This window comes from Subtercola sp. YIM 133946, from assembly GCF_036553535.1.
In the GTDB taxonomy this organism is placed as follows: domain Bacteria; phylum Actinomycetota; class Actinomycetes; order Actinomycetales; family Microbacteriaceae; genus Subtercola.
The window spans coordinates 41,737-51,509 of sequence record NZ_JAZHPE010000036.1 but is presented as its reverse complement, the minus strand read 5'-3'; the positions used below and the strand labels follow the sequence as shown (position 1 = coordinate 51,509).

Here is a 9,773-nt window from a genome sequence, read left to right as displayed (position 1 = left end):
CCGCGTATCGAGACCCCCACGCCTCCCGGGTTCGATACGCAGGGCTCCGCCCCGCTACTCAACCGGCGCACGCCGCTCCGCCCCGCTCCTCAACCGGCGACGGCTGAGGCCTAGGCCTCGCTCATCACGACCTGCTCCTTCTGACCACGGGCGGCGAGGGCGGCGGCGCGGGCGGCGAGGCGGCGAGCCTGCTCGGCCTGACCGGCGTCGAGCAGGTCTTGCGAGACCTCGACGCTCTCGACGTGGTTCACACCGTGGTACTTCTCGATGTAGGCGTCGAGCTCGGGGCCCGAGGTCCACGAGGTGATGAGGCAGTAGCGCGGGTCGGGGCCCGGGTGGGTCGCCGCGTGCCACAGACGCTGCGTGTCGACGATGAGCTGCGCACCGGCCGGCAGCGCGATGCGCGTCTCCCCCATCGGGTCGGTGCGGTTCTCGCGCAGCACGAAGTAGCTGTTCGTGTCGTCGGTCAGGTTGAAGAACCCGCGCACCACCCAGCCGGTGCCGTCGGGGTTGAGGCGGTTGTTGTCGTCCTGGTGCAGGTTGTACAGGCAGTCGGCGTAGGTGTTCGGCTGCAGTTCGATGACCCGGCAGCGGCCGATGTTGGCACCTGGCTCCTGGGCGCGGCGCGTCAGGTTGGGGGCCTTGGCGACCTGCGAGTCGATGAACACGCCGTCTTTGTCGGTGCGCGGCGGCTTGTGGTTCCAGAAGCCGTTGCACTCGATGTCGCCGAAGGCACTCGCGAGCGGAGCGAAGCGGGTGTCGCCCGACGACTTCCAGTCGTTGTACTCGATGTCGAGCCATTCCTTCGGGTCGAGCTCTTGGTTGTAGCGGTCGAGAACCACGTAGCCGGTCTCTTCCAGAGCGGCAGACTTGATGTAACCCATGATCTAGATCATGCCCTTTCGTTGGTAGGGCCAGCGCGTTTTTACAGGCCCAACTTAGGCGAGCCTAACATCCGGCCCTGTGACCGGCCATGCGGCGCCCGGGGTGTCTGTACGATCGAAACCATGTCTTCTGCCACCAACATCGACGCGACTGCGGTGAACACCATCGCCTGGCTCTCTGACGCCGCCACCTCGATCGTGGTGCCCGTCTACCAGCGCCAGTACCGGTGGGACATCGGCGGCTGCGAGCAGCTGCTCGGCGACGTGCGGGCTGTGGCCGATTCGGATGACCGGCACACCCATTTCATCGGTTCGATCCTGTCGACCGACAGCACCGAGTCGACCACCGGCGCCGCCGAGGGTTCCGAACTCGTGCTCATCGACGGCCAGCAGCGCATCACCACGCTCATGCTGCTCGTCGCCGCGCTGCAGCACACGGTGCGCGAGACCGACCCCGCCATGGCCGCGGCGCTCGAACGGGTACTGGTACGGGCATCCGGCGGCCACACCAAGCTGCGTCCGCACCGCGCCTGGGCCGAGGTGTTCGAGAGCGTGGTGCTCGAGAATCGGCCAGAGCACGACGAACTGCGCGACTCGCGCTTCGACGACAACTACGCCTTCTTTCGCAGCCAGATCAGAGCGGATGAGGCACCGCGCATCTGGCGGGGGCTGCAGAAGCTCGAACACGTCGCCATCACGCTGGGGCCCGACGCCAACGCGCAGCAGATCTTCGAGAGCCTCAACTCCACCGGAGAACCGCTGCGCGACCACGAGCTGATTCACAACTATGTGCTGATGGGGCTCTCGCACGCCGAGCAGACCGAGATCGAAGACTCGTTCTGGTTGCCGATCGAGCGCAACGCGGGCGAGTTCATCGCCGGGTTCTGGCGGCATTACCTCGTCATGACCACCGGCCGCGAGGTGGCCACGGCCGGTGAGCGCGGCGTGTACGACGCATTCAGGCAGCAGTTTCCGCGTCTCGACCTGGCCACGCTTCGCGCCCATGCCGCCCAGTGGCGTGAGTACTCAGCGGTGTACCGGATACTTCTCGACCCGCTGCAGGAGACCGACGCCGACATCTCGCGGCAGCTCGGCTACCTCAACACCTTCGGGCGCGGCATGTATCCGCTGGCGATGCGCGCCTACCACGACCTGCAGCACGGGGTGATCGACAGGGCCGCGCTCATCGACACGCTCGAACGCGTTCAGTCGCTGCTGCTGCGCCGAGCCGTCGTCGGCATCAGCAACGACCGCCTCGTGGCACGGCTCTGCCGTTCACGGGTGGCCGGCCCTGAGAACCTGATGCGCGCGATCTCGCGCGTCACCCCCTCCGACGAACGGGTGCGCGTGGCCCTGAAGTTCAGCGAGCTGCCGCACGCGGCGTACGTTCTGGGTCGGCTCGCGGGCGTCGAGTCGCTCGCGACCCTCGACATCGAGCACGTGTTTCCGCTCGCGCCGGCCGACACCTGGAGCGGAGACGGCGTTCGCGAGTGGGCCGACTACACCGACGACGAGCAGAACAGCCACCGTGCCCTCGCGCAGACCCTCGGCAACCTCACTCTGCTCGAGCAGCCGCTCGCCGAGCGCGCTTTCGATCTGTCGTTCGTCGCCAAACGCGACGGGGTGTACCCCGACAGCGTGATCGACCTGACGAACGAACTCGCTCACGTCGCGGCGTGGGGCACGGCAGCGATCGCCGAGCGCACGGTTCGGTTGACCGCCCTGTTCCTCACCGTGTGGGCCCGGCCGGCCGCCGCCGGAATCGACGACGACGACCTCACCCCGATTCTCGACGCCCAACGCCGGCGCGGCTGGCCGCGCGGCTGGGATCGCGAGTTCGAGTACGTCGAGTATCGCGGCGAACACTGGGAGGTGTACGACGTCAAGTACCTGTTCAACCGGGTGTTCAAGCGGCTCTGGGCCGACTCGCGCGGCGCCGTCGTGGCGTTCAGCGCCAGGCGCGGCGGCCCGATCTACGATTCGCAGGCCTGGAACGGCCAGTGGGACGTGATCGACGACGAGCACGTCATCTATATGGGGTGGGATTCGAAGTACATGTTGACGGCGGTACAGGGCGTGCTCGACGAGGCCGGGCTCGCGGCCGAGGTGTTCGTGAAGTACTCGTACGTCGGGGTGGCGATGTAGTAGATGGTCGGCAGCCGCAGGGTGTGTGATCCCGGTGGCGGTGCAACGGATGCGTGACCATCGTCAGTCGGCGGTCGAACCCTCGATCGGCACCAAGGTGAGAAAACGCGCCGCCACCGTCGCCTCATCGAAGGGAGCCGGGTTGCCCACCTTGTAGGCCGGCTCATCGAACGCGATGTACCAGCTGAGCGGCCCGCCCGGGGCGAGCCCGGGGTACCCCGCCATCTCGTTGTCGCCGGGAGAGATCACGACGCCGGTCGGCTCCCCCTCCCAGCCGGATGCCGCGCCGCCCGCGCCGGTGCCGACCGTCACGATGGCGCCGACGCCGATGGTCGGCTCGGCGGGAACATTGCTGCGGCTGCTGCGACGGAACATGCGCCCTCCCGGTGGCTCGTGCGATCTGTACAGCATGGCACCCCTGACCGAACCGCGGCTGCGAGTCAGGTGCGCTGCGGCAGCGGAACCAGCGTCACGTTCTGCAGTACGCCGTCGTCGACCTCCGCGGTGAGGAAGGTGGCCACGGGCTGCCGCCGCCGGTCGGTCGGCGAACCGGGGTTCAGCAGTCGCATGCCGGCCGTGCTCTGCGTGTTCCACGGAATGTGGCTGTGCCCGAACACCAGCACGTCGGTCTCGGGGAACAGCTGATCGGCGCGCTGCTCCCGCCCCGCCGCCGGCCCCGTCTCGTGCACCATGGCGAACCGCAGCCCCTCGATCGTGATGCGGGCGACCTCGGGCAGGCGAGCGCGCAGCTCGGCGCCGTCGTTGTTGCCGTACACGCCCACCAGCCGGGCGGCCCGCGCCTCGAACGCGTCGAGTGTGTCGGTGTCGACCCAGTCGCCGGCGTGGAAGACGACGTCGGCTGCGTCGACGGCTGTCCAGACGGCATCGGGCAACGCCCGCGCCCGCTTCGGCAGGTGGGTGTCAGAGACGATCACGAGCCGGGTCGGCACGGGCATCCTCTCGTCGCGTCGTCACGGGGGTCCCGCCGCAGTGGGGAGATCGAGGCGTCACGCCGAGGGGATCGCGGCACTGAGGGGATCGCGACGTCACGCGGAGGGTCTCGCCGCACTGAGGGGATCGCGATGTCACGCCGAGGGGATCGCGGCATCACGTCGACGGAATCGCGGCGACAGCGTCGATCTCGACCAGGGCGCCCGCACGGGCGGGCGTCACCGACAGCACGGTGACGGCGGTGCGATGCTCACCCCAAACCGCCCTGGTCGCCTGGAACGCCTCGTTCGGGTCGACCCCGGCGGCCAGGTAGATCGTGAGCTTGGCCACGTGCTCGGGGCCCGAGCCGGCCGCCGCGAGCACCGCCAGCAGATTGCGCAGCGCCTGCTCGGTCTGCGCCGTCAGTCCCTCGAGCAGCGCGCCGGCCGCGTCGGTGCCGTTCTGGCCGCCGACATAGAGCGTCGGGCCGGCCGGCGCGATCATGCCCTGCGCGAAGGCGGGGCTGATGTAGAGCTCCGGCGGGTCGACCGGGGCGACGAGGGTGGTCATGGGCTGTTCCTTCCGTCAGGCCGCACCACGAGTATCCGCCCCGCCGCGCGCGAGCGCCACCCACCCGCGGCCGCCGGCAGCATCCGGCGTCGTCGGTGTGACGTTCGCTCGCCAGGGCGCGGCGTCGCTATGCTGGGCGCCATGACCGCAGACGGCGACCCGCTCTCGGCCGACGACGCACGCATCCTGGGGCTGGAGTCGGCGGTTCTGACGGGTCACACCCTGAAGCTCATGATCTTGGCGCCGGGGCATCCGGTCGACCTGCGGGCGCTGCGGGCCGCCGTTCTGGCGCGGCTCGGCGACCAGCCCCGCGCCACAGAGCACATCGATGCCGGCGCCGATGGCGAAGACCCGCACTGGGTCTCGGCACCGCAGTTCGACATCGCCGACCACGTGAGGCGCCGGGCCGGGTCGGAATGCCGCACCCGGGCCGACCTGCGACGCGAGGTCAGCGCGCTGATGTCAGAGCACCTCGACCGTGACCGCCCACTGTGGACCCTCGACCTGATCGGCCCACTGGCCGACGGCAGCGAGGCGATCGCCGCGCGTCTGCACCACGCCATGGTCGACGGCATCGCTGGCATGAGGTTTCTCGACGCGATACTCTTCGACCCGCACGACGCGCCGATGCACCCGGCGGGCATCCGGCCGTCGGGCGGCAGCTCTGGCAGCTCTGGTGGCTCAGGCAGCTCTGGCAGCTCCGGCAGTTCCGGCAGCTCTGGCAGCTCCGGCAACCCCGCCGACCACGGCGCCGGCGGCAGTCGCGACGAGTGGCGACGGATGCCCGCGGCGGTCATCCGCGAACTCGGTCACCCGGGCGCCCGATCGCCCTTCGACAAGCCGGTCACCAGCGCTCGCGAGCTGGCCTTCACCAGCGCTCCGCTGCACGCGCTGAAGGCGATCGGCGCCTCGAGACCGGCGCACGCCACCGTCAACGACGTGCTGCTCGCCCTCGTGGCCGGCGGGTTGCACACCTGGCTGGCCGCCCGGGATGCCGGGCGGCAGCTGCGCGCCCAGGTTCCGGTGAGCCTGCACCACCGCGACGAGGGAAAGGCCGACCTCGGCAACCGCGACTCGTTCATCAACGTCGACCTGCCACTCGCCGAGACCGACCCGCTACACCGCCTCGATCGCATCAGCGCCCAGACCCGCAGTGAGAAGCAGCAGGGCGACGCCGCACTGCTGTACGACCTGTTCCATGCCCTCGGGCGGCTGTCACCGGCCGGCGACCTGGCCGCACGGCTCGCCGCGAGTCCGCGCGAGTTCAGCGTGGCGATCTCGAACGTTCCGGGGCCACGCGTGCCCGTCACGGTGGCCGGCCGAGCCGTCGACCAGCTCTTCACCTCGTCGGAGCCCGGGGCACATCACGCCCTGCGCATCTCCGCGATCTCGAACGCCTCCGACGTGGGAATCGGATTCTGCACCGACCCGACCGCGCTGCCCGGCATCGACGGTCTCGCCGAGGCGGTGGGCGGCTCGTACGAGCGCCTCCACTTGGCCGCGCTGGGCGTTCCGGCCTGACGTCGGGCCTGGCCGTGCCGGTCGTTTCGGCCCGACGTCGGGCCTGGCCGCGCTGGGCGTTTCGGCCTGACGTCGGGTGGTCCGCCGGGTGGCCAGACCCGGCGCGCTGGGCCCGCTCGGCTGGGCCCGCTCGGCTGGGCCCGCTCGGGTGGACCCCGCTCGCAGGCGGTCAGTCGAAGCGCGCGGCGTTCGACCGCGCATCCTCGGCCTCGGCGCGAGCGCGCTCGGCGGCCGACCGCGCGGCCTGCTGCTGGTGGGCGGCCTTCTCCTGCCGCTTGGCCAGCTGGTTCTGGCGACGGTCGAGCCGGGCCAGCCGGCCGTTCAGGTCGTCACGCTCGGCGGCGAGGTCGGCCGCTTCCTCTGTCTGGTCGCGCACGAGGTCGTCGACCGACCCGAGCGCCTCGTCGGCGTCACGCACCGCCTTCTCGGCGCGGCGCAGGGCCGCCCTGGCCTCCTCGCGCTCACGCCGCCGCGCCTCGGCCGCTGCGGCCGACTCACCCGCCTCATCCGGCTGCGGCCCGGTGCCACCGCCGTCGGTCGACGCGGCTGCGTCGGGTCGGCGGCGAGGGGTCGGCCCGAGGGCCCGGGGTTCGGGACCGCCCACCGCGTCGGTGAGATCGACCTCGTCGAGTCCGATCGACTGCAGAGGTCTGACCAGCCGCCCGCTGAACACCGCCGCCGCGGCCTTCGGGTCGGCCACGGCCGCGAAGAACGTCTGCTCGACATCGGTGCGCGCCGCGGCGGTCAGCTGCACCCCGGCGTCGTCGGCGAGTGCGGAGGCGGCCGCCACCGCGCGGTTCACCACCGCCCTCCGCTCGTCGTTCAGCTCGGTGAGGGTCGTGCGGTCGGGATGCTCCTGCGCTGCCCGCAGGGCGTCACCGAGCGCCACGATGTCGTCTCTCAGCTCGGCCGCGCCCTCGCCGGCCAAACCTCCCTCGCCGGCCGAGCCTCCCTCGCTGGCCGAGCCTCCCTCCCCGGCCGAGCCGGCGCCGACCGACCCGCTCGTCTGGCCGGCCGCGGCGAATGCATCGACCGCCCAGGCCGAGGCCGTCGCCTTCGGCAGCGCGCGCACTGCCGAAGCCAGGTCACGATCGCCGTCGCGCGTCAGCTGAGTGGCGCGGGCGTTGCGTGCTGAGGTGAACCGGGCGGGCGGCAGCCGGTAGAGTTCCTCGGCGACGCCCTCCAGGTCCATGCATCGACAGTACCCACAACCGGCCGTGCTGCGCCGACACCGCCGCCGGTCATCCGTCGGCGACAGGTACGCCGACGGATGCCCGGCGCAGGTCGCTCGGGGTGGTGGCGTGAACCGTTCGCAGCGCGCGCCGCAGCTCGCCTGTGCTCGCGAACCCCGCCCGCAACGCCACATCGGGAATCGATCGGCGGCTCGACTCGATGTCGCGAACGGCCGCTTCGAGGCGCCGGGCCCTGATGGCGTCGGCCAAAGTGTCGCCCGTCTGGGCGAACGATCGCTGCAGGTGGCGAACCGACACGTTGAGCTGGGCAGCGACCGCTGTAGGTGTGAGCCCGCTGTCGGAATACTGCGCGTTGATCAGCGCTTTCGCTCGCGCCACCAGGCCCCGCTCGAGCCCCACCGAGTCCATGCGGTAGCCGCTCTGCTCGAGGAACATGCCAGCAACCAGCTGCGTCAGCACCGACTCGGCCGGCCCCGCCGGAATGGGCTGGTCTTTCGCCACCTCGACGAGACCCCGGATGAACGACAGCGACGGGTCGCGCAGCATGCCGTCGCCGAAGGCACCGATGCCCACCGGCAGCACGTCGACGAGATCGTGCACACGTTCGAACGGCAGCGAGATCGAGGTGAGCAGGGACGTGTCGATGTTGCGGCCCAACACCAGCGCCGATGGGCCGATGAACCCGGCGTCTCCGCCCGCAAACGACAGCGATGTGCTGCCCTCCGTCAGGCGCCACCGCCCCTGACGAATGAAGACCACCGTGACCGAGGTGCCGGGCTCATCGGCGACCTCGTCGCCGACCGTCACCTCGTGTGGGGTCTGCCGGCTGACCGAGACCGTCGCCTCACCCAGCTTCCACGACGCACCGACATTGCGATACGAGGCGGGATCAGGGCTGGTGGCGTGGCCCGGGCTGGCGTTCAGACCCGACTCGCCGATCAGCTGCCAGTCATACCTCGTCGAGTGCAGCACGTCTCATCACCACTCCCGCCCACCGGCACTCGTGCTTGGCACGCACCCGGTGGGGCCTCTCGCATCCGAACGACTCACCAGGGTGAGCCGGCCGCCAGGGTCTGGGGCAAGTTGAGCAATCATAATATCTCGCTCGGGCAGAACCTGAACCCGGCCGCCCCGATATTAGGATCGGCCCGGGTGCGGAGCATTAGTGTGTTGGCATGACTGTTCTTTCGTTTCTCGATGTTCACGTGGCTCCCGACGCCCTCGACCGGGCGCCGGCCGTCATCCACGACACCCTGGTGGCCACCCGCGCCCGCGAGGGCTGCCTCGGGGTCGACGTCACGGTCGACGTCGACGACGAGACCCACTTCGTTCTGGTGGAGAAGTGGCAGACGATTGCCGCCGACGACGCCTACCGCGCCTGGCGGGCGACGCCGGAGGGGGCGTCACTGCTCGGACCGATCCTCGCAGGAGCCCCCACCCTGACGCGCACCGAAGTGCACGACGAGATCTGACAAGTCATTTCGCGAGGAAGGCCAGCACTTTCTCGTTCCACTCGTCGGCATTGCTCACCGTGACGCCGTGCGGGGCGCCGGCGATGACGACGAGTTCGCTACCGGCGATCGCAGCGTGCGTCCGCGCCCCTGAACCCTCGAACGGCACCGTTGCGTCGCCGTCGCCGTGGATGACCAGGGTCGGCACTGTGACCTTGGCGAGGTCGTCGCGAAAGTCGGTGGTTCCGAACGACGTGAGGCACTCGAGTGCCGCTGCCTTGCTGGCCTGCTTGGCGAGGGCCAGGGCATCCTGTCTCTGCTGCTCAGTCACCTTCAACACGCCGTCGACCGAGAAGAACTGGGTCGTGAAGTCGTCGTAGAACGCGTCTTGATCGGCCGTGAGTGCGGCCGTCATCTTGGCCGCCTCACCCGCGGTCAGCGGCCCGTCGGGGTTGCCCGGGCTCTGCAGCAGGTACGGCGGCACCGCCGAGGCGAAGACCACGCTGTGCAGGCGCTCGTTGCCGAACTTCGTGAAGTAGCGGGCAACCTCGCCGCCGCCCATCGAGAAGCCCACCAGGGTCACGTCGGTCAGGTCGAGTTCGGTGAGCAGGGTGTGCAGGTCGTCGGTCAGCGTGTTGTAACCGTACCCGGTGAGTGGCTTGTCGCTGCGCCCGAAACCGCGGCGGTCATACGTGATGACGCGGTACCCCGCGGCCTCGAAAGCCGGCACCTGCGCCGACCACGACTCGCCCGAGAGCGGCCAGCCGTGGATGAGCACGACGGGTCGGCCCGATCCGCCGGTGTCGTCGACGTGCAGGTTGGTGTCGCGGAACAGGCCGTGGTGTGCAGTGATCTCAGTCATGAGCATCCTTTCGTGTGGTGCGCCCGCCTACTCCGGCGGGTGACTCTCAGAGGGTTCGCATCAGCCTGACGCAGGGGTTTGGTCGCACACCGGGGCTTGACCCCCGGCGTGATCCGTGGCACCCCCGGGCGGTCGCCCACATCGGTGATCACCAGGTCGTTCGAGGTCAGGTTTTCGACGTTGGCGCGAACCGACTACCAGATCGGTGAGAGCCAAT

Annotated in this window: 10 protein-coding genes; 3 read left to right on the top strand and 7 right to left on the bottom strand. The window is 70.0% G+C overall.

Annotated elements, in window-relative coordinates; genetic code table 11:
- Window positions 1-110: 110 nt before the first annotated feature.
- Complete coding sequence (locus tag V3W46_RS12595) at window positions 111-884, bottom strand: hypothetical protein (protein ID WP_331783467.1); 774 nt, start codon at window positions 882-884, stop codon at window positions 111-113.
- A 123-nt stretch (window positions 885-1,007) separates the two neighbouring features.
- Here V3W46_RS12595 and V3W46_RS12590 point away from each other — a divergent pair, with 123 nt between their 5' ends.
- Window positions 1,008-3,029, top strand: coding sequence for a DUF262 domain-containing protein (locus V3W46_RS12590; protein WP_331783466.1), 2,022 nt, complete (start codon window positions 1,008-1,010; stop codon window positions 3,027-3,029).
- A 63-nt stretch (window positions 3,030-3,092) separates the two neighbouring features.
- Here the strand turns inward: V3W46_RS12590 and V3W46_RS12585 are convergent, their stop codons facing one another.
- The 3 genes from V3W46_RS12585 to V3W46_RS12575 all read right to left on the bottom strand — a co-directional run bounded on the left by V3W46_RS12585 (window position 3,093) and on the right by V3W46_RS12575 (window position 4,529).
- Window positions 3,093-3,404: a hypothetical protein gene (locus V3W46_RS12585; protein ID WP_331783465.1), complete on the bottom strand. Its 312-nt coding sequence runs from the start codon at window positions 3,402-3,404 to the stop codon at window positions 3,093-3,095.
- 65 nt (window positions 3,405-3,469) lie between these two features.
- Window positions 3,470-3,979 carry a metallophosphoesterase family protein gene (locus V3W46_RS12580; RefSeq protein ID WP_331783464.1) on the bottom strand — a complete coding sequence of 170 codons (510 nt, stop codon included), beginning with the start codon at window positions 3,977-3,979 and terminating at the stop codon, window positions 3,470-3,472.
- A 157-nt stretch (window positions 3,980-4,136) separates the two neighbouring features.
- Window positions 4,137-4,529 carry a RidA family protein gene (locus V3W46_RS12575; RefSeq protein WP_331783463.1) on the bottom strand — a complete coding sequence of 131 codons (393 nt, stop codon included), beginning with the start codon at window positions 4,527-4,529 and terminating at the stop codon, window positions 4,137-4,139.
- Between the two features lie 141 nt (window positions 4,530-4,670).
- Here V3W46_RS12575 and V3W46_RS12570 point away from each other — a divergent pair, with 141 nt between their 5' ends.
- Window positions 4,671-6,050, top strand: coding sequence for a wax ester/triacylglycerol synthase domain-containing protein (locus V3W46_RS12570; RefSeq protein ID WP_331783462.1), 1,380 nt, complete (start codon window positions 4,671-4,673; stop codon window positions 6,048-6,050).
- A 169-nt stretch (window positions 6,051-6,219) separates the two neighbouring features.
- Here V3W46_RS12570 and V3W46_RS12565 read toward each other — a convergent pair whose 3' ends face one another.
- Together V3W46_RS12565 and V3W46_RS12560 are read right to left on the bottom strand one after the other, a co-directional pair.
- Window positions 6,220-7,242 (bottom strand): hypothetical protein, encoded by a 1,023-nt coding sequence (locus V3W46_RS12565; protein WP_331783461.1) that lies wholly within the window; start codon window positions 7,240-7,242, stop codon window positions 6,220-6,222.
- Between the two features lie 49 nt (window positions 7,243-7,291).
- Complete coding sequence (locus V3W46_RS12560; protein WP_331783460.1) at window positions 7,292-8,215, bottom strand: AraC family transcriptional regulator; 924 nt, start codon at window positions 8,213-8,215, stop codon at window positions 7,292-7,294.
- Window positions 8,216-8,418: 203 nt separating this feature from the next.
- Between V3W46_RS12560 and V3W46_RS12555 the strand changes: the two genes are divergently transcribed.
- Window positions 8,419-8,715, top strand: a complete 297-nt coding sequence (locus tag V3W46_RS12555; protein ID WP_331783459.1) for a putative quinol monooxygenase — start codon at window positions 8,419-8,421, stop codon at window positions 8,713-8,715.
- Window positions 8,716-8,719: 4 nt separating this feature from the next.
- On the opposite strand, the gene V3W46_RS12550 is transcribed toward V3W46_RS12555, so the two are convergent.
- Window positions 8,720-9,556 carry an alpha/beta fold hydrolase gene (locus V3W46_RS12550; RefSeq protein WP_331783458.1) on the bottom strand — a complete coding sequence of 279 codons (837 nt, stop codon included), beginning with the start codon at window positions 9,554-9,556 and terminating at the stop codon, window positions 8,720-8,722.
- Window positions 9,557-9,773: the final 217 nt, after the last annotated feature.

Bases quoted from the DNA above. Each gene is read 5' to 3' on its own strand.
- V3W46_RS12595 (WP_331783467.1), bottom strand. From the start codon at position 884: ATGGGTTACATCAAGTCTGCCGCTCTGGAAGAGACCGGCTACGTGGTT.
- V3W46_RS12590 (WP_331783466.1), top strand. From the start codon at position 1,008: ATGTCTTCTGCCACCAACATCGACGCGACTGCGGTGAACACCATCGCC.
- V3W46_RS12585 (WP_331783465.1), bottom strand. From the start codon at position 3,404: ATGTTCCGTCGCAGCAGCCGCAGCAATGTTCCCGCCGAGCCGACCATC.
- V3W46_RS12575 (WP_331783463.1), bottom strand. From the start codon at position 4,529: ATGACCACCCTCGTCGCCCCGGTCGACCCGCCGGAGCTCTACATCAGC.
- V3W46_RS12570 (WP_331783462.1), top strand. From the start codon at position 4,671: ATGACCGCAGACGGCGACCCGCTCTCGGCCGACGACGCACGCATCCTG.
- V3W46_RS12565 (WP_331783461.1), bottom strand. From the start codon at position 7,242: ATGGACCTGGAGGGCGTCGCCGAGGAACTCTACCGGCTGCCGCCCGCC.
- V3W46_RS12555 (WP_331783459.1), top strand. From the start codon at position 8,419: ATGACTGTTCTTTCGTTTCTCGATGTTCACGTGGCTCCCGACGCCCTC.
- V3W46_RS12550 (WP_331783458.1), bottom strand. From the start codon at position 9,556: ATGACTGAGATCACTGCACACCACGGCCTGTTCCGCGACACCAACCTG.